This window comes from Paenibacillus sp. J31R34 (assembly GCF_059383715.1).
In genome coordinates, this window is the sequence record NZ_JBXENU010000001.1 from 292,695 (window position 1) to 316,402 (window position 23,708).

At 46.0% G+C, this 23,708-nt stretch carries 21 protein-coding genes; 19 read left to right on the plus strand and 2 right to left on the minus strand.

Annotation, left to right across the window (positions count from 1 at the left end; translation table 11 throughout):
• The first annotated feature begins 6 nt into the window (after positions 1-6).
• From dinG to argC, 18 genes are all read left to right on the plus strand, one after another.
• Positions 7-2,871: an ATP-dependent DNA helicase DinG gene (gene dinG, locus AC50YG_RS01240; protein WP_494824123.1), complete on the plus strand. Its 2,865-nt coding sequence runs from the start codon at positions 7-9 to the stop codon at positions 2,869-2,871.
• Positions 2,868-3,524 carry a redox-sensing transcriptional repressor Rex gene (locus tag AC50YG_RS01245; protein WP_473757486.1) on the plus strand — a complete coding sequence of 219 codons (657 nt, stop codon included), beginning with the start codon at positions 2,868-2,870 and terminating at the stop codon, positions 3,522-3,524. The genes dinG and AC50YG_RS01245 overlap by 4 nt, the downstream gene beginning before the upstream one ends.
• Positions 3,505-4,806 (plus strand): amidohydrolase, encoded by a 1,302-nt coding sequence (locus AC50YG_RS01250; protein ID WP_494825246.1) that lies wholly within the window; start codon positions 3,505-3,507, stop codon positions 4,804-4,806. Before AC50YG_RS01245 ends, AC50YG_RS01250 begins: the two co-directional genes overlap by 20 nt.
• Complete coding sequence (locus AC50YG_RS01255; protein WP_494824124.1) at positions 4,806-5,333, plus strand: hypothetical protein; 528 nt, start codon at positions 4,806-4,808, stop codon at positions 5,331-5,333. The genes AC50YG_RS01250 and AC50YG_RS01255 overlap by 1 nt, the downstream gene beginning before the upstream one ends.
• A gap of 146 nt (positions 5,334-5,479) precedes the next feature.
• Entirely contained in the window at positions 5,480-6,022 is a 543-nt protein-coding gene (locus AC50YG_RS01260) for a hypothetical protein (protein ID WP_473757485.1), read from the plus strand.
• Entirely contained in the window at positions 6,015-7,514 is a 1,500-nt protein-coding gene (locus tag AC50YG_RS01265) for an AAA family ATPase (RefSeq protein WP_473757484.1), read from the plus strand. The genes AC50YG_RS01260 and AC50YG_RS01265 overlap by 8 nt, the downstream gene beginning before the upstream one ends.
• A 155-nt stretch (positions 7,515-7,669) precedes the next feature.
• Positions 7,670-8,542, plus strand: a complete 873-nt coding sequence (locus AC50YG_RS01270; RefSeq protein ID WP_494824127.1) for a 3-hydroxyacyl-CoA dehydrogenase family protein — start codon at positions 7,670-7,672, stop codon at positions 8,540-8,542.
• Positions 8,542-9,765, plus strand: coding sequence for an acetate/propionate family kinase (locus AC50YG_RS01275; RefSeq protein WP_494824129.1), 1,224 nt, complete (start codon positions 8,542-8,544; stop codon positions 9,763-9,765). The genes AC50YG_RS01270 and AC50YG_RS01275 overlap by 1 nt, the downstream gene beginning before the upstream one ends.
• 29 nt (positions 9,766-9,794) lie before the next feature.
• Positions 9,795-10,484 (plus strand): DnaD domain-containing protein, encoded by a 690-nt coding sequence (locus tag AC50YG_RS01280; protein WP_494824130.1) that lies wholly within the window; start codon positions 9,795-9,797, stop codon positions 10,482-10,484.
• 217 nt (positions 10,485-10,701) lie between these two features.
• Positions 10,702-11,577, plus strand: coding sequence for a sugar phosphate isomerase/epimerase family protein (locus AC50YG_RS01285; protein ID WP_494824132.1), 876 nt, complete (start codon positions 10,702-10,704; stop codon positions 11,575-11,577).
• A gap of 266 nt (positions 11,578-11,843) precedes the next feature.
• On the plus strand, positions 11,844-13,262 hold the full coding sequence (locus AC50YG_RS01290) for a YVTN family beta-propeller repeat-containing protein (RefSeq protein WP_494824134.1): 1,419 nt from the start codon (positions 11,844-11,846) through the stop codon (positions 13,260-13,262).
• 69 nt (positions 13,263-13,331) lie between these two features.
• Positions 13,332-13,562: a hypothetical protein gene (locus tag AC50YG_RS01295; RefSeq protein WP_494824136.1), complete on the plus strand. Its 231-nt coding sequence runs from the start codon at positions 13,332-13,334 to the stop codon at positions 13,560-13,562.
• A gap of 56 nt (positions 13,563-13,618) precedes the next feature.
• Positions 13,619-14,428 (plus strand): RNA-guided endonuclease TnpB family protein, encoded by an 810-nt coding sequence (locus AC50YG_RS01300; RefSeq protein WP_494824138.1) that lies wholly within the window; start codon positions 13,619-13,621, stop codon positions 14,426-14,428.
• Between the two features lie 72 nt (positions 14,429-14,500).
• Positions 14,501-15,196: a response regulator transcription factor gene (locus tag AC50YG_RS01305; protein ID WP_494824139.1), complete on the plus strand. Its 696-nt coding sequence runs from the start codon at positions 14,501-14,503 to the stop codon at positions 15,194-15,196.
• A gap of 3 nt (positions 15,197-15,199) precedes the next feature.
• Complete coding sequence (locus tag AC50YG_RS01310) at positions 15,200-16,444, plus strand: HAMP domain-containing sensor histidine kinase (RefSeq protein ID WP_494824141.1); 1,245 nt, start codon at positions 15,200-15,202, stop codon at positions 16,442-16,444.
• Positions 16,445-16,549: 105 nt separating this feature from the next.
• Positions 16,550-17,233: an ABC transporter ATP-binding protein gene (locus AC50YG_RS01315; protein ID WP_494824143.1), complete on the plus strand. Its 684-nt coding sequence runs from the start codon at positions 16,550-16,552 to the stop codon at positions 17,231-17,233.
• Positions 17,230-19,887, plus strand: a complete 2,658-nt coding sequence (locus AC50YG_RS01320) for an ABC transporter permease (RefSeq protein WP_494824145.1) — start codon at positions 17,230-17,232, stop codon at positions 19,885-19,887. The genes AC50YG_RS01315 and AC50YG_RS01320 overlap by 4 nt, the downstream gene beginning before the upstream one ends.
• 130 nt (positions 19,888-20,017) lie before the next feature.
• A complete protein-coding gene (argC, locus tag AC50YG_RS01325; RefSeq protein ID WP_494824147.1) occupies positions 20,018-20,971 on the plus strand; it encodes an N-acetyl-gamma-glutamyl-phosphate reductase in 954 nt (317 codons plus the stop codon).
• Between the two features lie 127 nt (positions 20,972-21,098).
• Here the strand turns inward: argC and AC50YG_RS01330 are convergent, their stop codons facing one another.
• A complete protein-coding gene (locus tag AC50YG_RS01330) occupies positions 21,099-21,563 on the minus strand; it encodes a MarR family winged helix-turn-helix transcriptional regulator (RefSeq protein ID WP_494824148.1) in 465 nt (154 codons plus the stop codon).
• 142 nt (positions 21,564-21,705) lie between these two features.
• Between AC50YG_RS01330 and AC50YG_RS01335 the strand changes: the two genes are divergently transcribed.
• Positions 21,706-22,578, plus strand: a complete 873-nt coding sequence (locus tag AC50YG_RS01335) for an SDR family NAD(P)-dependent oxidoreductase (protein WP_494824151.1) — start codon at positions 21,706-21,708, stop codon at positions 22,576-22,578.
• 28 nt (positions 22,579-22,606) lie between these two features.
• Here AC50YG_RS01335 and AC50YG_RS01340 read toward each other — a convergent pair whose 3' ends face one another.
• Positions 22,607-23,647, minus strand: coding sequence for a MerR family transcriptional regulator (locus AC50YG_RS01340; RefSeq protein WP_494824153.1), 1,041 nt, complete (start codon positions 23,645-23,647; stop codon positions 22,607-22,609).
• Positions 23,648-23,708: the final 61 nt, after the last annotated feature.

Below are 23,708 nucleotides of genomic sequence, written 5' to 3' on the forward strand. Positions count from 1 at the left end.
TATTTTATGAAATATGCAGTGCTTGACTTGGAAACGACCGGACACAGCGCCTCCGATGATATTTTACAGGTGGGGCTGGTCCTCCTTGATGATGATCTTGAAGTTATTCATACGTATAATTCATTTGTAAAGCCAACGATTGCCATACCGCCGTTTATTACGCAGCTTACCGGCATTGACGAGGCGATGGTGGCGGATGCGCCGGAGCTGTCTGATGTGCTGATGGACATGATTCCGCTGCTTGATGATGCGGTGCTCGTGGCGCATAATGTCAATTTTGACGCTGGTTTTCTGAACCAGGCGCTCGATCGCAGTGGGTACCATACGTTTGCAGGGCGCAGGCTCGATACGATTGAGCTGCTGCGCATTCTTTTTCCATCGATAACTTCTTACCAGCTTGGTGCTGTTTCTGAGCAGTTCGGCATTACGCATGAGCATCATCATCGCGCTGATAGCGATGCAATGGCGACCGCCGTTATATTCGCCAAATCGGTACAAAAGCTTCGGAGCCTGCCGCTGCTGACTTTGCAGCGGTTATCTTCGCTTGTAGACAATGGCAGCGATTTAAGCTGGTTTATTACGGTTACGCTAAAACAGGTAGAACAAAACATCGTAATGGGCGTCCCTGATTATGATTTTTTCAACCAGTTTGCACTGAAAGCTAGAGAATGGACAGAGGAAAAGCCCGCGCGCAGCGAAGAGGGAGCCTCGCCTTTGCAGGAGATGTCATTCGAGCAATATTTGGATGAAATCAAGCAGCGCTTTATTGAGCAATTTCCTAATTATGAAGAACGCGAAGCGCAGACGACGATGTTCCGTGAAGTATTTGACTCGCTGGACAGCAAACGCCATTTGCTTATTGAAGCAGGAACGGGTACAGGAAAGTCTCTCGGCTATTTAATACCCGCGCTCTATTATGGTATCCGTCAGGATGAGAAGATAGTCGTCAGCACGCATACCATTAATTTGCAAGAGCAGCTGAGACATCGCGATGTACCGCTGCTTAAGCAGATTTTGCCGATAGAGTTTCGGGCTTCAATCTTCAAGGGCAGAGGCAATTATTTGTGCCTGCGCAAGTTTGAAAGTAAAATAAATACAAGGGATATGATGTCCCCCGTTGACGATGCGATTACTGCCTCGCAAATGGTCGTGTGGCTGGGCGAGACGGAAACGGGCGATCAAGAGGAGCTGAATTTCAGCAACAAGGGGACCGACTTCTGGTCTACCGTTGCCAGCGATGCAGATTCCTGTCTGAACCGGGCGTGTCCTTGGTTTAAACGCTGTTATTATCATCGTGCCAAGCATGAAGCCAATATAGCTGATGTGTGCATTACGAATCACTCCATGCTGTTCACAGACATTCAGGCCGATCATCGGCTGCTGCCAACCTACAGCCATTTGATTGTCGATGAGGCGCATCATGTGGAGGAAGTAGCAAGCAAGCATCTGGGCATGCAGCTCGGCTACTATACGATAACCAATGCGTTTACGCGTATGTTTAAGGACGCTCGTTCCGGCCTGCTGCCATCTCTGCGCATTCATCTCCAGCAGGAAAGCGATGAGCGGGTGCAAGGCTGGCTGGAAACGATTGATACCATTATTCCCGCCTTTACGGAAGTGAAGGAGCATTGGGAAAGGCTGTTTGAGATGCTTTACAGCTTTGTTCAAGCTTCTCCTGATGCGACGGGTGAAAACAATCAATCTGTGTACCGTTTGCGAGGCGATAGCCTCCCGGAAGGCTGGTCCGAAGTGCTCGCCGAAGAGACCAATATTCATACGGAGCTTATTCGCGTGCTGAAGACGGCTGAGAAAATGTCCGAGGAGATTAAAGATCGCATTGATGAGCTGGCGGTACAGGCGCTTGTAACGGACTTGAATGGCGCTTTACGCGATTTGACGAGAGTCAAGGATGATCTGCGCAGCTTTATGAAGGTCGATCAGACGACGGACGTATTCTGGCTGGAAGCCAATATGACCTACAAGCATCGATCGCTGCATCTTTATGCGGTGCCAATTGATGTGAGCAGCCAGCTTCAGCAGTATTTATTTGATGTGAAGGACAGCATTATTTTAACGTCCGCCACTCTATCGGTGCAAAAATCATTCCAGTTCGCTGAAGAGCAGCTTGGACTTGGCGGCTTTGAAGAAGCGGGAAGGCTGCGTACCGTGCAGCTGGCATCGCCATTTAATTACCGTGAACAAGCGCTCGTTATTATTCCGCGCAATTTCCCTGTTCTTAAAGGCTCAGCAGGAGAGCCCGCATTTATTTCAATGCTCGTCTCTTCCTTGGCAGATGCAGTGCAGCAGACTAATGGCAGAATGCTAGTGCTGTTTACCTCTTACCGAATGCTAAAGCAGGTATACGATCCGCTTAAGGCGGCGCTTGCGGCCACCAGCATTCAAGTGCTGGGCCAAGGCATCGACAGCGGCAACCGTACGAAGCTGACGCGGCGGTTTTTACAGCAGCCGGAGTCTGTGCTGCTTGGCACAAGCAGCTTTTGGGAGGGCGTTGACATTCCTGGCGAAGCCTTAACTTGCCTTGCCATCGTCAGACTGCCATTCCAACCGCCGAATCATCCGCTGCTGGAGGCGAAGTCGGAATTGCTGCAGCGCCAAAAGCAAAATCCTTTTATGAAGCTGTCGATCCCGCAAGCGGTTATTCGCTTCAAGCAAGGCTTTGGCAGGCTCGTGCGAACGGCGAAGGATAAAGGGATTGTCATTATTTATGATACGCGGGTTATTGAAACGTATTATGGCAAGCATTTTCTCTATTCTTTGCCTGGACCGAAAATTGAGCATATGCATATCGAACAAATTGTACCGAGAATGAGAGAATGGCTTGGTGCCGAGAAGGAGGAGGAGAACGGGTGAAGCAGACGAAAATATCGGAGGCCGTCGTAAGACGCCTCCCCATTTACCTGCAAGTGCTGAACGAGCTGAACAACCGGGAGGTGCAGACCGTTTCGTCCCAGGAGCTTGGCGTCAAGCTGGATTTAAATCCGGCGCAAATCCGCAAGGACTTGGCGTATTTCGGCGATTTTGGCCGCAAGGGTATCGGCTATGATGTGACGTATTTAATTGAAAAAATTCGTCAAATACTCAAGCTTGATCAGACGATTAATGTGGCGCTTGTCGGTGCGGGTAATTTGGGTCATGCTCTATGCAATTATAATAAATATTCTAAAGACAATATGAAAATTATTGCGGTGTTTGATGTGCATCCATCTAAAATCGGCTCGCAAATTAATAATTTGACCGTAATGCCGATGGATATGCTTAAACATACGGTTGAGGAGAATAATATTCGAATTGGGATTATTACCGTTCCCGGATTTGAAGCGCAAAACGTTGCTAATCAATTTATAGATGCGGGCATTGAAGGCTTGCTCAATTTTGCCCCAGCGATATTGAAGGTACCAGAAGAAATTCGCATTCATCATGCTGACTTTACGAAAGAGCTGCTAAGTCTGGCGTATTACTTGGAGAGGGAAAGGGATGACGAAAATGAGCCAAATTTGGATTGAAAATGGACGTTTTGTAACGATGGAGGATGGCGAGCATGTGCTTCAAGGGCATATGGTTGTGACCGATGATCGCATTACATATATCGGAGCAGAAGCTCCAACTGGGCTGCAAGCCGATGTGCAGAAGCTGGACGGCAGTAAGCTTGCTTTTATGCCGGGCCTAGTAAACACGCATGGTCATGCAGCTATGACCTTGCTGCGCGGCTACTCCGATGATCAAAACCTGCAAGTCTGGCTGGAGCAAAAAATGTGGCCGATGGAGGGCAAATACCTCGACCTTGATACACGTGCGGGCAGCGCGCTTGCCGTGGTAGAAATGCTGAAATCCGGTACAACGGCTTTCGTGGATATGTATGACCGCATGGATCAGCTGGCTGAAGTCGTGGAACAGTCCGGCATTCGCGGCTGTCTGACGCGCGGCGTCATTGGCCTCTGCCCAGAGGATGTGCAGCAAGCGAAGCTGGAGGAAGCGATAGCTTTCGCACGCGATTGGAACGGCAAGGCAAATGGCCGTATTACGACGATGATTTCGCCGCATGCGCCTTATACATGCCCGCCCGATTATATTGAGAAATTCGTGCAGGCTGCTCATGATTATGATTTGCCGCTGCACACGCATATGTCAGAATCGATTGCCGAAGTAGAGCAGAACGTTCGCGATTATGGCGTTCGTCCCGTTCAGCATCTCGACAATTTAGGCTTCTTCTCTCGTCCGGCACTTGTTGCTCATGCAGTGCATTTGAATGACGAGGAAATTGCGCTGCTTGCGCAGCGCAAAGTAGCTGTATCGCATAACCCGGTAAGCAACCTCAAGCTGGCAAGCGGCATTGCCCGCGTTCCTGATTTGCTTCGCGCTGGTGTAACGGTATCACTAGGCACGGACAGCGCGGCGAGCAACAACAATCTTGACTTATTCAAGGAGATCAACCTTGCGGCTCTGCTGCATAAGGGTGTTTCTGGCGATCCTACGGTTGTTCCTGCCATTGAAGCTTTGCGTATGGGAACGGTATACGGCGCTCGCTCTATTTGGCAGGAAGATTCCATTGGCCGCCTGCGCGTTGGCATGAAGGCGGATTTCATCGCCATCGATATTGAACAGCCGCATTTTTACCCACAGACGGATATTGTGTCCCATCTGGTGTACGCGGGCTCGGGCCGCGACGTCAAGCATGTATGGGTAGACGGGCGTCAGGTTGTACGGGATGGCGAATGCACATTGCTCGATGAGGAGAAAATTCGTCACGATGCTCAGGCAAGCTTCGAGAGGTTGTTGAAGGCATAATGCGGGCGAGAACGAGAAAGCCGTTTTGGACGGTAAAACGGGCTGTCTTTATTTCAATTGTTTTTGTTATCGCCTTGTTGACCGTTACGATTGTTTATTACCGCACTGTGCATAAGGAATTATGGGTAGAGGAAGCTCCAATTAAGGCGTATGCTGTAGAAGCCGCACAGTTGACGGAAGTTACGGGCATGACGAAGCAGGTGTGGGATGGCATTTCCTGGGTCGTAAAAGGGAAGACCGCGGATGAACAAGAAGTTTACGTATTTCTGACAACAGTCGAAAGTCCTGTGCTTACACTGAAAGCAACGGAACATATTACAGCAGAACAGGCGGAATCTGCGTTACTGAGCAGTAAGCCGGATGCGGATGTTAAAAGGACACAGCCGGGATTGCTGAACGGCGAGCCGGTATGGGAAATTTTTTACAGCCGTGATGAAGCGATAACGAAATATTATTATGCGTATTATTCGTTCCGCGATGGCGCATTTGTGAAGCAATATAGTTTAGTAGGTGACAAGGCGTCCTAGCTGTATTGGATGCTTAAGCTGTAACAGCTGGAATTGCTGGCTATTATTACACCCCCTTATTCAAAAGGCGATGTGATATACTTTCGTGTATCGGAGTTGATATACGTTTGGTATATCACCGTCATTTTGAGAGGGGGATTTTTACGATGTTCAAACTCAGGATCATGCCGATTTTGCTAACAGCTGCTGCGTCCGCCCTCGTTTTGTTTGGAGGCTGGCTCATTTATCATCAGGTTGCATTCGCAGCTCCGCTTGCCAAGGCGGTTGATCAAATAGAAGGCATTGCTTCATCCGACACGCCTATTATGGATACGGACCGTATTACTTTCCCGCTGACGCTTACAGCCGGAGCGGATTTAAAGCATGTATATGAAACGATAGTCGAGCAAAGCAAATCTGTCGCCCAAAGCCGCGACATTCAGCTCGATATTGCGAATACCGACTCGAATGCGAAGCTGGATCAGCTGTGGTCATCGTCTTTATTCAAAGTGGCCGAAGCGATGGAGCACAAAAACTATTCTGCTATTCCGGAGGCACTTAAAGCTTTGGCAGATGAACATTCGGGTGTGGAGGCCATTACCGATATCGATGATAGCAATGTCTATATTACGCTGAAAGATGGCACGGCAACGAAGTATATCATCCTTCCGCGCGTTGCCCCGCAGCTGGAGGTGTCCAGTTATGCGTAAATACGGCATCGAAATGGCGATTGGCTTTGTTCCGGTATTCATTGCCTTTCTTTTATTTGTAAATGTGAATTTAATGCCTTTCGTACTGCTTGTCATTATCGCAGCTGCTGTCGTGTATTTAGCGACTGGCAGAGGCAAATTCGCACATGCTTCCGGAACGAAGCGGCGGAAGGTGTCAAGCAGCGTTCCCTTTTCCTTTGAGCAAATCGGCGGACAGGAGCGGGCCAAGCAGGAGTTGATCGAGGCGCTTGATTTTCTCGTCCGACATGAGGAACTGAGCAAGCTGGGCATTCGGCCCTTGAAGGGGATTTTGCTGACGGGACCTCCGGGAACTGGGAAGACGCTAATGGCGAAAGCCGCAGCGCAATATACCGACTCAATTTATCTGGCTGCCTCCGGCAGTGAATTTGTAGAGATGTACGTCGGCGTCGGCGCTGGCCGGATACGCGACTTATTCAAAGAAGCCCGGACGAAGGCGAAGAAAGCGGGCAAGGAAAGCGCCGTTATTTTTATCGATGAGATCGAGGTTATCGGGGGCAAGCGCGATGGCGGGCAGCATCGGGAATATGATCAAACGCTCAATCAACTGCTCACGGAAATGGACGGTATTCATGCGGATACAGCGCCGCGGCTGCTCATTATTGCAGCAACGAACCGTAAAGAAATGCTCGACAGCGCCCTGCTTAGGCCCGGACGGTTCGATCGCCATATTGGGGTAGAGCTGCCGGACAAAAAAGCGCGCCAGCAAATATTGAATATCCATGCGGCCAACAAGCCGCTTGCCGAGACGGTGGAGCTGGAGAAGGTAGCGGCCGAGTCGTTTGGCTTTTCCGGTGCCCAACTGGAGAGCGTCATGAACGAAGGTGCGATTTATGCGATGCGGGAGCAAAGCGAGGTCATTGAAGAGCAGCATCTGGCTATGGCGATAGACAAGGTCATGATGGGCGAGAAGACGGACCGCGAGGCGACGAAGGAGGAGCGCGAGCGTGTGGCGCTGCATGAGCTCGGCCATGCGATTTCAGCTGAGCTGCTCCGCCCGGGCAGCGTATCTCAGGTTGCCTTGTCTCCACGTGGTCAGGCGCTAGGCTATGTGCGTCATAATCCAGAGCAGGATCGTTATTTATACACAAGGGATTTTCTAAATGGGCAAATTATGATTGCGCTTGGCGGGGCGGCGGCCGAGGAAATCTTCTACGGCAATCGCAGCACAGGGTCGCGTGGCGACTTTGACCAGGCGATGAACATTGTCCGCACACTTGTCGAGTCGGGCTTAACGGAGCTAGGCATTATTCATCCCGAAATGATGACGCCTGATGCATGGGCGAAAATCAATCGCTCCATCCTTGACGATTTAATGGGCAAGACGATTGCAATGCTGGCACCGAAGCGCCAGGTTTTTCTGGACGCGCTAGATGTCCTGATCCGTGAAGAAACGCTCAGCGGCGCCGAGTTTCGTGAATTGCTTAAGAAGTTGTCACATAGCGCATCATAATACAGCATGAAAACCCCTCAATTTATTACAATTTGAAGGCAGACGACATGTCTGTCTTCTTTTTTTTCAGAAAACCGTTATAATAAACATTGAACATAACTATAAAGAGAATGTTTCTCATTTACATGGTGTAGGGAAACGACAAGGAGAGAATCATGTCTATTAAAAAAGTTGGCGTAGTTGGCGCAGGTACAATGGGCCAGGGCATTGCCGAAATGTTGGCCTCGAAAGGGCTGGACGTTCATTTAATCGAGATTTCGGAAGAAAGATTGACATATGGCAGGCAAATGATTGAGCTTAGCCTGGACAAGCAGATCGAGAAATGGGCTTTGACGCAGGCCGAGAAGAAATTGATTATGAATCGTATTCATATGACCCTGTCCTATGATGCACTGGCCGAATGTGAGCTGGTCATTGAGACGATTACGGAGGATCTGGAAAGCAAGAAGGCTGTCATTAGCCAAATCGATGACATTTGCGGCGCTGAAATTATTTTGGCGAGCAATACGTCCACACTCAGCTTGACGGAGCTGGCTAGCGCCTCTGCACATCCGGAGCGGGTTATCGGGCTTCATTTCATCTATCCGGTGTTGAAAATCGATTTGGTGGAAATTGTCCGTGGTCTTAAAACGAGCGAGGATACCTTCACAAGCACCAAACATTTCGTTGAAGAAGTTATTAATAAAAAAGGCGTCATGGTATTTGAATCCCCTGGATTCGTAACATCCCGCCTTATTTGCTTGTTCATAAACGAAGCTCTGCACGTATTGGAGGAAGGCGTCGCTTCTGCGGAAGACATCGACAGCGCGATGCGTGTCGGCTATTCCTTCCAGCATGGTCCTTTCGAGATGGCGGATCGCTTTGGCCTCGATTCCGTGCTTGCGGCACTGGACCGGATGTTCCGTGAATATGGCGAGCTCAAATACCGCCCTTCCATCGTATTGAAAAAAATGGTGCGTGCTGGTCAACTGGGTGCAAAAACTGGTGTTGGCTTTTTCAAATATGATAAGGATGGGGATCGGATCTAATGAAAGTACTCGTTATTAATGCAGGAAGCTCTTCTCTGAAATATCAGCTTTACGACATGCGCGATGAATCGGTGCTGGCTAGCGGCCGGGTTGAGCGGATCGGGATGGACTCCTCCATCGTGACGCATGAACCAGCAGATAAGCCGGAAGTGCGCGATGTGAGCGAAATTTTGGACCATGTGACGGCAGTTAAAAAGGTTATTGACATGCTGACTCATCCGGAACATGGCGCAGTCGCGACAATGGATGAAATTCAAGCGGTTGGTCACCGCGTTGTGCACGGCGGGGAAGTATTCAATAGTTCCACGCTTGTTACAACTGAAGTTAAGCTTGAAATTCGCCGCTTGTTTGATTTGGCGCCGCTGCATAATCCAGCCCATATGATGGGGATCACGGCGGTTGAAGCGAATATGCCGGGTGTTCCACAGGCTGTAGTATTCGATACAGCGTTCCACCAGTCGATGCCGAACACTTCTTATCTGTATCCGATCCCTCAGGTGCTGTACCGTCGCCACAAGGTACGCCGTTACGGCTTCCACGGTACATCTCACCAATATGTGAGCCAGCAAGGCGCAGAGCTGCTTGGAAAGCCGCTGGAGTCGCTTAAAATGGTTACGGCTCATATTGGCAACGGCGCAAGCTGTACGGCGATTTTGGATGGCAAATCATTCGATACAAGCATGGGCATGACCCCGCTTGAAGGTTTGATGATGGGTACACGCAGTGGTGACCTTGATCCGGCGATCGTTCCTTTCGTCATGAATAAAGAAGAGCTGACACTTAGCGAAGTGAATTCTATGCTGAATAAGCATAGCGGCATGCTGGCGATTTCTGGCATCAGCAGCGATATGCGCGAAGTAACGGAAGCGATGGAGGAAGGCGACCGCAATGCGAAGCTTGCTTTTGATATGTATACGTATCGCGTTCGTAAATATATTGGCGCTTATGCGGCTGCGATGAACGGCATTGATGTTCTGTTGTTTACGGCCGGCGTTGGCGAAAACTCTTCGGCATTGCGCAAAGCGGTATGCGATGGCATTACCTTCCTCGGCATTGAACTGGATGAAGAGAAAAATGCAAAGCGCAGCAAGGATGCGCGGGTTATTTCGACAGACGCTTCGCGCGTGAAGGTACTGGTAGTTCCTACGAATGAAGAGCTGTTGATTGCTCGCGATACGTACACACTGGTACAGGCTCAGGCAGCGGGTGCAGCAAACGTTTAAGCAGGTTTTAATGGAAAGGCGGGCAAGCAGTGAGCAATGATGACATCTGGAAAGCTTATTCGCGCGGTATGGCGGCTGTAATGGAGGAGGGCGGTGTGCACATTTACGCCGTGCTGCTGCGTTCTTATCGGCAGCTTGGGCTGACGGATAGCGAGCTGCTGCTGCTGCTGCAGCTTAAGGCATTTCGGGATGTGGAGGGAAATGGCTTCCCGACGCCAGACGAGCTGGCAGAGCGTATGGACGCAAGCGAGCGCAGTATCGTCGAGCAGCTTGGAAAGCTGATGAAAGAAGGCTTTCTAGCGATTGATGAGCATCTGGACTCCCAAACAGGCATCCAATCCGAGCAGTATAACTGGAGCGGCTGGCTGCTTAAGGCAGCGGAATGGGCGGCTCTGGAAAAACGCGAGTCGAAAAAAGCCGAGAAGACGCAGCGCCAGCCGGTGCAGCGGGTAGCAAATCCGGTCAATCTGTTTAATATTTTCGAGCAGGAGTTTGGCCGGCTGCTGTCGCCAATCGAATGCGAAACCATCAGCGGATGGATGGATGAGGATAAATATGCGGAAGAGCTTATTCGCTTTGCGCTTAAGGAAGCGGTATTTGCCGGGAAGCTGAGCTTCCGCTACATTGATCGCATCTTAATCGAGTGGAGCCGCAATCGTGTGACGAACGAGGATGAAGCACGCGCCCATGCGCAGCGTTTTCGCGGCGGCAGGGGATAGATGCAAAGATCAGCTGGTTATCTTTATTAGAGAGTCCATGAGTATTAAGGTTGGATTATAGCAGCGGCCGTCATCCTATTCAGGGTGGCGGCCGTTTTTTTGGTTTTTCGATTTGCTATATGTATGTGCGACTGGATCCTTTTTTATTAAACGGTAGGAACAAAGACAGTAAAAAGCGAATTTAAGGGGGAGCATGATTAAAGGAGATGAGTAAAGCATGCAGCTTACAAATAAAATTGGAGTAATCGTCGATAGCTTCGGCGTCGGCGTAAGCGAAGGGCTGCGTTTGGCGAAGGATGTTGGAGCGGAGGGCGTGCAAATATATGCAGTAGATGGGGAGATGGACCCTGCTGTACTGATAGGAGCCAAGCGCAAGCAGCTCGAGGATGAAATTGCTCAGCTTGGTCTGGAAATATCGGCGTTATGCGGCGATTTAGGTGGACATGGATTTCAAGATAAGCAGGCCAATCCGTTAAAAATCGAAAAATCCAAGCGCATTCTGGATTTAGCGGTTGAACTGGGAACGAATATTGTCACGACCCATATTGGCATCGTACCGGACGATCCGAACAGCGAAGTATACGCGTCCATGCAGCAGGCTTGTGAGGAACTGGCAAATTATGCAACTAGCCAGCAGGCGTATTTTGCAATTGAGACGGGGCCAGAAACGGCAGCGCATTTGAAGGCGTTTCTTGATACATTAGGCTCGCGTGGTGTTTCCGTAAATTTCGATCCAGCGAACATGGTTATGGTCACTGGGGATGATCCTGTTAATGGGCTGTACATTCTGAAGGATTATGTTGTACATACGCATGTGAAGGATGGCGTGCGCCACCGGATCGTAGACCCCCGGCAAGTGTATGGAGCGTTAGGCTATGAAAAAATGGACCATAGGAAAATCGCACAAATGGCATCCAAAGGCCCAGATTTTTCGGAGCTGCCGCTTGGCGAGGGCGGCGTAGATTTTGATGCTTATTTTAAGATGATTCAAACGATCGGGTATAAGGGCTATTTGACGATTGAGCGTGAGGTCGGCACTCAGCCGGAGCTCGATATTCGCAAAGCTGTCGAGTTTATTAAATGCTACCGCTAACGAGCTGCAATTAAGTGTGCAAAGCAAATAAAGTATTTTCTTAGTGCTTAGATAAATCGCAGTATCTTATTTAAGAACTACATGCTCGCAGGAGTATTCTTAATTATTGAACTAACGGGCAGTAGGGATTGTGGTATAACACTACCCAACCAAAAAGCCCAATATACTAAAAATAGTTTAAAGTCTATCCAATAGTCGGCTAATAGTCCATGCCTGAAATAAACGACTCACGTACACTGAACAATCTTATTAGGGAGGTGCCGCTGTTGAGTTGTCCGGTTAGAAAAAAACGGTGTAAAAAGAAAACAGTAATTGTGTGCCATCCAAAAGAAAAAAAAAAGAAACGTCGTCTTCAAGTTATTAAAAAAAAAGTTGTAAAAAAAGCGGTGCGGGTGTGTCCCACGTTAGAAGGACAGCAATTACTACAAGGACTGGCAGTAGCCATTGCAGAAGCTGGACCTGAAGGACTTGTAGGCGCACTTGGACCCCAAGGACTGGCAGGACTGGCAGGAGCAATTGGGGCAATTGGACCCCAAGGAATTGCTGGGGCACTTGGTCCCCAAGGAGTAGCAGAACTACTTGTAGGTGCAATTGGCGCACTTGGACCCGAAGGAATTGCCGGAATTGCCGGAGCAATTGGCGCTGCTGGACCAGCAGGGCCACAGGGTGAAACGGGTCCATTAGGACCTATAGGTCCTATAGGACTGACAGGACCGACAGGACTGACAGGACCAACAGGACTTACAGGGCCTCAAGGAGAAGTGGGGCCAGCAGGATCGCAATCAATCAATCGCATTTATGTAGCCAATTTCAACAGTAACGATGTCTCTGTGATTAATGGCGCAACCAATGCAGTGATCACCACTATTCCAGTTGGATTTAATCCAGCGGGAATTGATGTCGATCAATTAACGGGACGTATTTATGTAGCAAACAGAGCCAGCGACAACATATCCGTTATTGATGGAGAAAGTAACACTGTGATTGCTACTGTACCAGCTGGGGATGAAGCAGGAGATGTAGGGGTCAATATAGCTACTAATGCTATTTATACGGCAAATTTTAATTCATTGGACTTAACTGAAGATGTTACGGTAATTAGCGGATTGACCAATACAGTTATAGATACCATTATTATTCCGGGTCTCAATTTATTAACGGGGATAGGTGCCAATCCATCAACTAATCTGATTTATGCAGCTAATTTTAATTCGGATACCGTTTCTGTAATTGATGGAGCAACCAATACAGTGATTACTACTATTCCTGTGCAAGTTAATCCATTCAGAATTGGGGTAAATCCAGATACTAACCGTATTTATGTTTCAAATTTCACCAGTAACACTGTCTCTGTAATCAATGGATTAACCAATACAGTGATTGCTAATGTTCCTGTTGGGACTACTCCAGCCGAAGTAGGCGTTAATACGTTTACGAATGCCATCTACGTAGCAAATCGAGATACTAATAATGTTTCTGTGATTGATGGACTAACCAATACCGTGATTGCTACTATTCCGGTCGGAACTAATCCAAATGGAGTAGGGGTCAATCCATTAACCAGTCGTATTTATGTGTCAAACCAGGATGATAATACCGTTTCAGTGATTGATGGAGACACTAATACAGTGATTGCTACCGTTCCGGTTGGAGCTCGTCCATTCGCAATTGGGGTATATACGTAGAGCTTTTTTGAGAACGGATAATGTAGGCATTCAAACTTGGTTATGATCTTACATGGAGAGGTGATTCATATGAAAGAAGTTCAAAAGACAGAAGAGTTAATGGAACAGTTGTCAAACATGAACAAAGAGAATTCTTTATGCCAAGTCTTAATTCCCGGTAAAGGGACATTCAAGATTGTACTGCAGGAGGAAGACGAACGTTCCTCCACTTCCTCAGAAACTCAATCAATGACGAATGAAACGGAGAATAAAGGGCGAGTCATGTCGGTATCTGAATTAAGAAGGAATCCATTCCTCTAAGGAATCGAATTTTAACAGTTAGTTTCCATTCATCCCCCATCTTCTAAAAGTGGGGGATGAATGGAAACAGTCTGATCAACATCTCTTTGCTGGAATGGATTCATGACAGAGATCGAGTTTACAACGGTGCTTTAGCCAATGCTCAACTAAATCTTGAAAAAGCGTACAAGAATTTCTTTTGCGATAAAAGTGTTGGATTTCCTAAATTCAAAAGTAAGAAGTCAAACCATTTCTGTTATACGACGAATAATCAGAATGGAACGGTTTATCTGGATGATGGACTTATCAAAATTCCTAAATTGAAATCAAAAATCAGAATCAAACAACATAGAGTACTGGATGGAATAATCAAGTCTTGTACGATTTCTAAAACACCGTCGGGGAAATATTTTGCTTCCTTGCTGGTGGAAACGGATATTCAACCTTTGTCTAAGCGTCATCATAAAATTGGCGTTGATCTTGGCTTGAAGTCGTTTGCTATTATTTCTGATGGTGAAACAATTGAGAATCCTAAGCACCTGCGCAAGTCTGAAAAACGATTGGCAAAATTGCAAAAGGATTTGTCGCGCAAAAAGAAGGGAAGCAATAACCGCTATAAAGCTAGGTTGAAGTTAGCCAAGTTGCATGAAAAGATTAGTAGTCAGCGTCAAGACTTCTTACATAAAGTATCTTCCAAGATGATGAGCGAAAACCAAGTCATTGTCATGGAAGACCTTCGAGTAAAGAACATGATGCAAAATCAACATGTAATGGCAAAGAGAAAAGCAATAGGTCAATTATTTAGATCAAAGAGAGCGCATTTCCTTATAAATAGGAAATTAAGTCGCTTCCAACTTACGGTAATGGTCTTTTCTACTTCCTATTAAGCACTACTCTACCACTATACTACATTAGACAATTGGCCTACTATATAGAACTTCCGTGGAATGAGGTACACAATGAATCAAATATTACTGGTTGAAGATGATGATAATTTTGTGTTCGGTATTAAATACACCTTAACTAGCGAAGGGTATAATGTTATTCTTGCAGGCAGCTTACAAGAAGCAAGAAAGGCATTAGAGACATGCGCTGTCGATCTTATATTGTTAGACGTTAATTTGCCTGATGGATCAGGTTATGAAATGTGCAAGGAAATCCGGGCATCGTCCCAAGTTCCTATTATATTTTTGACGGCCTTGGATGAGGAAACCAATGTTGTTGTGGGACTTGATTTTGGTGCGGATGATTATATGACCAAGCCTATCCGGACCAAAGAACTCCTCTCCAGAATTAAAGCCGTATTAAGACGCAATAATAATAATATAGAAAAATCAAATATGTGGGAATCCGGTGACGTTCAGGTGCGAGTTCTCGAAGGAACTGTCTTCAAAAACAATAAAGAAATTATACTGACGGGGCTGGAATATCGACTGCTGTTAATGTTAATCACTCACCCCAAACAAATTTGCAGCAGGAGCTCCATTCTGAATAGCTTATGGGATATGTCGGGAGAATTCATCGATGACAACACCCTCTCGGTTCACATCAGAAGGTTAAGGGAGAAATTGGAGGATGTGCCTGCTACGCCCCAATATATCATCACCGTTCGAGGAGTCGGATACAAATGGAATGCGGAAGTAGTAGGGAGATGAATCATGCTTGAAGTCATCCGGAATCCAGAGTGGAAGTCCATCGCTGTTAAAGCACTTGCTTTGCAACTTCTTTTGTCACTATTCATGTTCTTTTTTATAAATAGTCAAGTCGGTAGCATAAATCAGACCATTGTGGACCAGAATGCAGCGCTGATTGGGTATGTTTTGAAGAAACAGCCCCAAGTTGAAACTGAAATTATTCACTATATCACCCAGGGAGCGGAAGAAAGTGAAATCACAGAAGGCAAACGGATATTGGCGCAGTACGGGTATAAAGAGGATATGTCTGTAGAAGCTCAGCCAGCACTTTCAGGCATCGCATTGCCAATGAATACGGCAGCTCTGGTTTTGCTTTTTGTCATTCCGTTCATGCTATTGTTGCTATGGGAATATCGTAAATTATTTGGCAAGATCAAAACCGTTGCTGTTGCTGCGGAGCAGGTCGTAGAACGTCAATTTGACAAACCGCTGCCAGAGAACGAAGAAGGAGACTTTGGTTCATTAGGACGCAGCTTCAACGCTATGGCTGGAAGGCTAAATAACAGTCTTGAGCAACTTAAACAAGAAAAAACCTTTCTGCATAATTTGCTATCCGACATTTCGCATCAACTCAAAACGCCGTTAGCATCACTAATTGTTTTCAATGAAAATTTGCTGAACGACCCCAAAATGAAGGAAGAAATGAAAGTCACATTTCTGGAACGAAGTAGGCAACAACTTGAACGAATGGAATGGCTCATCGTTAGTTTACTGAAGCTGGCACGGGTCGAAGCGGGAGCAATTCTGTTTCACGATGAAGGGATTCGAATGAGAGAGTTGATCGAAAATGCTGTACAGTCGTTACGATTGTTATCCGTGCAGAAGATGCAGAAGATCTACATCCATGGTGGCGATGAAATACTCGTACAGGCGGATGAAGAGTGGCTGACAGAAGCATTTATCAATCTGATTAAAAATGCACTGGAGCACACCCCAAAGGAGGGAGAAATCCATATTGTTTTGGAGGTAACCCCCTTATTTTATACGGTGATCATTCGAGATCATGGTGAAGGCATCTCTCCGGAGGATCTGCCTCATATTTTCAAACGATTTTATAGAGGAAGAAGTACGGCAAAACCTCAAAGTATTGGCATCGGTTTGTCTTTAACTAAGTTAATCATTGAAGGACAAGGCGGTATAATAACCGTTGCTAGTAAGCCAGGGGAAGGAACTGAATTCAGGATCTCGTTTCTTAAAGATAGTCGATAAGAGGAAGCTTACGAAAACGTAAGCTTCCTCTTCACTTTATCGTAAGCTTCGACGCTTAAAATAACAAACAAGCATAGTGATTAAAAAAACTTGGAGGGATAACAGGTGGAAATACTTAAAACAATAAATTTATGCAAATCCTATGGAAGTGCAGAGGTCAAAGTTGAGGCATTGAAAAATGTCAATTTGTCAGTCAAGCAGGGAGAATTTGTAGCGATAGTGGGCGCTAGCGGCTCAGGAAAAAGCTCCTTGCTGCATCTGTTAGGGGGAGTGGACCGACCGACAAGTGGCCAAGTAATTATCGATGGCACTGAACTTTACACCAAAAGCGAAGAAGAACTTGCCCTATTCAGAAGGCGTAAAATTGGATTTATTTTTCAATCTTACAATCTGATCCCGGTCCTTTCCACAGAGGAAAACGTTAAGCTGCCGATGTTGCTCGAAAACAAAAAAGTGGATGAAGCATATCTTGAGGAATTGCTAGACATTTTAGGGCTGATTAACCGAAGGCAACATCTTCCTTCTGAATTATCAGGTGGTCAACAGCAAAGAACAGCTATTGGCCGAGCCTTAATCAACAAACCTTCCATTATTTTGGCTGATGAACCAACCGGTAATCTTGATAGCAAACACAGCAAGGAAATTGTCGATCTACTTACCTTTTCCGTTAAAAAATACAATCAAACCTTAATTATGATCACGCATGATTTGAATATTGCTCAGCGAGCGGATCGAGTCGTGAAGATCGAAGATGGTTTTCTACAGCAAAATGAGGTGAGTGAAGAGTGAATAACTATACTGGCCTTACCCTGAAATATTTAAAGGGTCAGAAAAAAAGATCATTGCTGACGATATTAGGCATTGTATTGTCGGTTACACTACTCACATCAATTGGAACCATTGGTGTGAGCTATCACGACCAGTTAATTAGACAAACCATACGGGACTTCGGAGATTACCATGTGTCATTTAATAATATATTAGGAGATGCTGTCCCAAAAGTAAATAATAATGCAATGGTTAAAAGTACGGGAGTTATCAGCCGAGAAGGCTATGCTACCATCCGTGAAACGGATGTGAAAGAAAAGCGGGAAAATCCGTATGCCGCACCCTATCGTTACCTGAACGTAAAGGGCTATGATTTGGAAGCGATGAACATGCTTCAGGTACAGTTAGACTCGGGCAGATTGCCGGAAAATCCGAATGAAATTATCCTTTCTTCACATAGTTTGAGGTATTTTTCAGAAAAACCAAAGCTTGGTGAAAGTATCAAACTAAACCTCGGCATTCGGAAGGTAGCATCGACTGGTAAAGAAAGAAAGATTGATGGTATGGGCGATCTTGGTTGGAATTTGGATGAAGCTTTTCAAGCCCAAACACAACGCGAATTCACGGTAGTCGGATTTATGAAGGAGATAGGCCGCGGGAATTGGTCTTCCACATTCATCTTACCAGCCATAACTTTTAATGATAACAAGATGATTGATAAGGAGAAAAAGTACTTCATTTACGTCAAGATGAAAACCTTGGATCAAATTAAAGAAAAGACGGAAGCTATCTTGTCGTCATTACATGTTAGTGATGTTGATCAAGATTCTGCCAAGCAATTGAATCGGGAATACGGTATTGATAATTTGAGAATCGAGTATAACAATGAGTTGCTAAAGCTGTATGGCCAAAGCACGTATGAAGGGGTGAATAAAAGCTTCATACTGGCTTACGCTGCTGTCATCGCGATTATTATAATTTGCACTATAGCGGTTATTTATAATATATTCCATATTTCTGTGCTAGAGCGGATTTCACAATTTGGTATTCTAAGGTGCATTGGAGCTACGCCTACTCAAATTCGCAAAATTGTGATTAAAGAAGCGACGCTTTTGAGCTTGATCGCTATTCCAATTGGACTCTTCACAGGAACCACTTTTATGAAGCTATTGTTTTACAACATCAGCTTTTTAGAGTTGGGTTTTTTTAATGATATGAAGATGGTCATTTCCTTGCCTATTTTATTCTCTGCTGGTTTATTGGGGTTGCTTAGCGTCTATCTTTCCGCCATTGGACCAGCAAGACAGGCATCCCGAGTATCCCCTCTTGAAGCGGTAAAAAGTGCAGGAAGCACGAAAATAGAAAAAATCACAAGTATTAAGCAATCCCCGCTTGTGAAGAAGTTGTTTGGCATAGAAGGACAATTTGCCAATCGGAACTTGAAACGGAACAAGAAACGTTTCCGCATTACAGCTTTTTCCATGGTTATCAGCATCATATTATTTATTGTCTTTAGCGGTCTGATTGATTTTTTGAAGCAAACAACGCAATTATCGGGTATTCAATATTCCTATTCGGTTTCCTATGATGGTCCTTCTAAGCGGTCTGATGATTCCGTCTATCAGGACATACTCAAGCTTGATGCTGTACAACAAGCCTACAAGTTCTATAATAAACAAGCGACGGCTATCATCCCACAGAATAAGGTCAATCCAAGATATTCTGAATTAAGAAAAAATAGTTATCAGCTTAAAGAAGGACAGGGATATCGAAAAGACAACAATTATCTTGTATCCTATGGAAATAACGGCTTGGATGCTTTACAATCCAAACTCACTTCCGGAACGATCGACAAGGAGAAAATGAACCGGGAGAACGGCGTTATCGTTATACAAAAAATAAAGACAATAACGGAACAAGGTAAACAGCTTATTTTCGATCAAACCAACTTCAAAGTCGGAGATCAGATCAAAATACGTGCGTCGGAAAAAAGTGGTAAGGAGTACCACACGGTGACTGTGGCCGGAATCGCGGATCAAGAATTGTTAATGAATAAATATACGGAGAGTGAAATTCTCACATTCATTACTACGCCGAATGTATTCGCAAAGATTATGGGCGATGACACTTATTCTAGAATATTTATACTTGCCAATCCCGATCTACCCAACACATCAATAACGGATTACCTTCGAGCATTAACCGAGATTGACGCCGGGTATAACTATATGGATAGAGTCACGGAATTAGCCCAAGCTAAAAACGACGCAACGATAGCCAGTATTTTTCTTTACGGTTTTATTGGCGTCATTGCTTTAATTGCCTTCTTGAATATTGTAAATACAGTGAGTACGAATCTGATTCTTCGCACCAAAGAGTTTGCAGTCCTAAAGGCAATCGGCATGACACAGAAAGAAATTAGGAAAATGATTATTTTAGAAGGGGTATTTTATGGTTTGTTTGCTGCAGTTTACGGAGTTATTATCGGGACGGCTCTAAATTTTGTAATACACCGTCTCTTCATGGATGCTGTGGAAATTGCCTGGACTATCCCATGGCTCAGTATCGGCTTCGCGTTTATAGGCGCAATTATTACCACTCTCATCGCAACAGTGTGGCCAATGTACAGGCTAAATAAAGCCAGTATTGTCGATTCACTGGGAAGGGAAAATTAGGGTGTCTGGTGGGCAGAATAATTAAGCGTTTATATTACCTTGAATCTGTAAATGGAATTTGATTAAAGCAATGGAATTATGTATAATTATTCATTGTGTAGAATTAATATTCATTTCAAGGGGGAGTTTTATGAAATATAAAGTATTTGTTGATGGACAAGAGGGTTCGACTGGCTTGATGATCTTTGAGCATCTGTCAAAACGATCGGACATTGAATTTCTCAGGATTGATTCCGACAAAAGAAAAAGTCCTGAAGAAAGAAGTAAATTCCTTAATGATGCAGATATCGTTTTTCTTTGTCTGCCTGATTCGGCTGCAAAAGAATCCATTGGGCTTGTGAAAAATGAAAAAACAAGAATCATAAATACCAGCACTGCCTTTAGAACGGATAAAAATTGGATATATGGACTGCCTGAGTTGAAAAATCAAAGAGAATTCATACCGTCCGCATCGAGAGTCTCCGTTCCTGGCTGTCATGCAACTGGCTTTATTCTGACGATTAAACCGCTAATTGAAGCAGGCATTCTCCCAAAAGATTATCCTGTTACGTGTTATTCTGTGACAGGCTACTCTGGTGCTGGCAAAAGCGGGATAGAGGAATATGAAAATTCAGCGTTAATTGCTGAAAGAAAACTCCATGTTCCAAGACATTATGCGCTTAACCACAATCATAAGCACATACCTGAGATGCTGATGTATTCAGGACTTTCATATGAGCCATTATTTACGCCCATAAAAGCTAATTATGCACAAGGAATAGCTATGTCAGTCCCCTTAATGAGCAGGCTTTTGTCCAAAAATGCTTCTGCAAAAGATGTACATGAAGTATTATCAGCGTATTTTGAATCGGAGCGTTTTGTTCATGTGATGCCATACGATTCAGCAGCATATCTTGATGAAGGCTGCTTCATGATTTCTGAGTGTAATCATACGAATCGACTGGAAATTTTTGTTTTTGGACAAGAGGGCAAGATAAATATTATTTCCAGATACGATAATTTAGGCAAGGGTGCATCAGGTGCTGCCGTACAAAACATGAATATCATGCTTGGATTGGATGAAGGTAATTGCTTGGTGAACTAAATCAGTTTATACAAAGCGTTGTCCACTTGCAGATAACGCTAGTTTTATAAATAACGGCAGACTAGGGCTTTATTTTTGTGAGAGGTCAACCAGAAATGATTGGTTGGCCTTTTTTCTCGTCCATTTACTACTTCAAATTATGGCTATTAAAGTTCTGGAGCATTTCGGTGAATTGCTTCAGTGAGGCATCATCCCATTGTGAAATGCTGGTATAGAAGGCGGATTCTTTTTCCTTCAGGGCATCCAAAGCTCGCTCCCGTCCAAGCTGAGTCAAGGATAAGCGCACGCCGCGGCGATCCTCGGGAGTGGTCTCGCTTTGTACATATTGAAGACGTTTAAGCTGGTTAACCAGGCGGGTAACGGAGCTGCGGTCCATAGCTGTTGCTTCGGCTAAAGCTGTGGCGCTGGTTGTCCCATAAGAAAGGAGCCACCGCACAATTAAAAAAGCGGCGGGCTGCAAGGTGGAATCAAACCGCGCAGCAGCTCTGACATTCAAGGCGTGCGAGGCGCTAATAAGCGCATTAAGCTGTTCACCAAGCTTTAATTCAAGCAGTGTTCTTGGTGGAAGCTGCTCTAATTGATTATTATTCATTATAAACATCTCCGTTGGCTCCATAGATTTACATTCAAATATAATTGACATATATCAAATAAAATCATATAGTTGATTTATGTCAATTATATATTTTTGCATATGGAGTGTCAAAAGAATTCAGGTTAAACAGGAGAAACGTATGAATACAAATTCAGTGGCTGTCATTACAGGAGCGACCAGCGGTATTGGTCAGATTGCCGCAATTGACTTAGCCAAGCGAGGTATGAAGCTTGTATTAACCGCTAGAAGTAGGGAACGAGCGAAGGAAACAGCCAGAAGGATCAATGAGGCAGCGCCTAATTCGGAAGTTGTCTTCTTTTACGGAGACTTATCAATCATGGCGGATGTGAAAAGAATAGGGGAAGAAGTCCAGTCAGCCTATGCCCAAATCGATGTGCTCGTGAATAATGCGGGTCTGCATGCTTTTACGCAGCGGATCACCTCCGAGGGTTTCTCGGAAATGATGGCCGTCAACTATTTGGCGCCATGGCTATTGACGTTGATTTTGCTGCCGTCGCTCAAGGCTTCTAACAAAGCGAGAGTTGTCAATGTGGCATCAGAGGCATCCCGCAATCATGGGGTGTTGGCGCTGCCAGAAGATTTAATGGATACAGCTGATTTTACAGCAAGGGGCTCGTCAGCCATCTATGGAAAAACAAAGCTGTTGAATATTATGTTTTCCGGGGAGCTTTCCCGTCAATTATCTGGCACCGGCGTAGCTGTTCATGCGCTCAACCCAGGATTTAATGTAACAGGGCTTGGACGCGAGCTTTGGTTTGCCCCGATGCTTGAACGAATATTAAAAGGGCTGCGAATTGGAGATCCGCGCAAAGGTGCCGAGATTATTACCCGTTTAGCGATTGACCCGCAGTATGGAGGAGTCACTGGCGGGTATTATAACGTTGGGACAGGCAAATCCATTCTTCCTGTGCATCCTGGCGGCGATAAGGCAATGCAGTCTAAGCTGTGGATGGAGACGCAGCGATTGCTGCAGCATAGGAAATGGATTTAAATCATGGGTTTGAGCCGGTATATGATGACTACTCCGGTTTTACCGCAAAAAGCATAACAGCGGCGGTATCTAACTGCTCCACGACGATGGAGTAGCGGTGCGACTTGAGCCATTCTTGAAGCTCATGTAAGTGTAGCGGCTCGATATGGACAGAAAGTGACTTCCTAGCAGCAGCAGGAGCAGAATTAGATAAGCCTGCTTCCTCTTCGTTATCGAGGCTTATATCGGTGATAGCCATTCGTCCTCCCGGCAGCAAAATACGGTCCATCTCAGCCAGAGCCAGCAGCTGCTGGGAGCCATTCAAATGATGCATCGCAAAGCTGCAAGCGATGAAGGAGCATACGCGGTCCGGTAGCGGCAGGGTGAGCAGATTGCCGAGCTTTGCTTCCACATGCGGCAGACGCCCGCGCAAAATGCTGAGCATTTGTGCTGATTGCTCAATAGCTGTTAAGTGTACACCCGCCTCGGCGAGCCTGACTGACAGATTGCCGGTTCCGGCTCCAAGCTCGGCGCCGCACTCGCCCGCAATCGGGTCAATCCATTCCAGCGTTTTCATAAGCGCTTGTTCATAGCCAGAAGGGGTCAGTACCTTTGCTAATGCGGCCATTGGGGCCGCTTCGCCATGCTCCAGCGCCAGACGATCATAATCCCAGCGGTCATTCCAACTGCTTCGCTCGGAGCGGGAGCGCTTCATTATATCCGCCGCGTCCTCAGCTGTGCTAAGCTCAGGCTGTGTCTGACGCCGCCATGCGGCAATCGTATCATCAAGCGCCTGCAGCTTTTGACCCGCTGTGACCCATTCCTCATACTGTAGAGCCCGCGCACGATCGGCTAATCGCAGAAAATCATCATGCTGTTGTACCGTTTGCAGCACCTCGCCGATAACAGCCAGCGGCATGCCCAGCTCACGCAGCGCAATAATCCACCGCAGACGCTCCATATCTGCCTCGTTATACAGGCGATAGCCATTTTCTCGCGCTTTCGTTGGCGCAACGAGCCCTTTTTCCTCATAAAACCGCAGCGCACGCGGAGTTGTGCCAAGCAGCCGTGCGGCTTCAAATACCTTCACAACGATTCCTCCTTTACTAAAGCATGAACCTTACCCTAACGTAAAGGTCAAGCATTTTTTA

Excerpts from the sequence above, each read along its gene's own strand:
- dinG (WP_494824123.1), top strand. The coding sequence starts at position 7 with ATGAAATATGCAGTGCTTGACTTGGAAACGACCGGACACAGCGCCTCC.
- AC50YG_RS01250 (WP_494825246.1), top strand. The coding sequence starts at position 3,505 with ATGAGCCAAATTTGGATTGAAAATGGACGTTTTGTAACGATGGAGGAT.
- AC50YG_RS01255 (WP_494824124.1), top strand. The coding sequence starts at position 4,806 with ATGCGGGCGAGAACGAGAAAGCCGTTTTGGACGGTAAAACGGGCTGTC.
- AC50YG_RS01260 (WP_473757485.1), top strand. The coding sequence starts at position 5,480 with ATGTTCAAACTCAGGATCATGCCGATTTTGCTAACAGCTGCTGCGTCC.
- AC50YG_RS01265 (WP_473757484.1), top strand. The coding sequence starts at position 6,015 with ATGCGTAAATACGGCATCGAAATGGCGATTGGCTTTGTTCCGGTATTC.
- AC50YG_RS01270 (WP_494824127.1), top strand. The coding sequence starts at position 7,670 with ATGTCTATTAAAAAAGTTGGCGTAGTTGGCGCAGGTACAATGGGCCAG.
- AC50YG_RS01275 (WP_494824129.1), top strand. The coding sequence starts at position 8,542 with ATGAAAGTACTCGTTATTAATGCAGGAAGCTCTTCTCTGAAATATCAG.
- AC50YG_RS01285 (WP_494824132.1), top strand. The coding sequence starts at position 10,702 with ATGCAGCTTACAAATAAAATTGGAGTAATCGTCGATAGCTTCGGCGTC.
- AC50YG_RS01295 (WP_494824136.1), top strand. The coding sequence starts at position 13,332 with ATGAAAGAAGTTCAAAAGACAGAAGAGTTAATGGAACAGTTGTCAAAC.
- AC50YG_RS01300 (WP_494824138.1), top strand. The coding sequence starts at position 13,619 with ATGAATGGAAACAGTCTGATCAACATCTCTTTGCTGGAATGGATTCAT.
- AC50YG_RS01305 (WP_494824139.1), top strand. The coding sequence starts at position 14,501 with ATGAATCAAATATTACTGGTTGAAGATGATGATAATTTTGTGTTCGGT.
- AC50YG_RS01310 (WP_494824141.1), top strand. The coding sequence starts at position 15,200 with ATGCTTGAAGTCATCCGGAATCCAGAGTGGAAGTCCATCGCTGTTAAA.
- argC (WP_494824147.1), top strand. The coding sequence starts at position 20,018 with ATGAAATATAAAGTATTTGTTGATGGACAAGAGGGTTCGACTGGCTTG.
- AC50YG_RS01330 (WP_494824148.1), bottom strand. The coding sequence starts at position 21,563 with ATGAATAATAATCAATTAGAGCAGCTTCCACCAAGAACACTGCTTGAA.
- AC50YG_RS01335 (WP_494824151.1), top strand. The coding sequence starts at position 21,706 with ATGAATACAAATTCAGTGGCTGTCATTACAGGAGCGACCAGCGGTATT.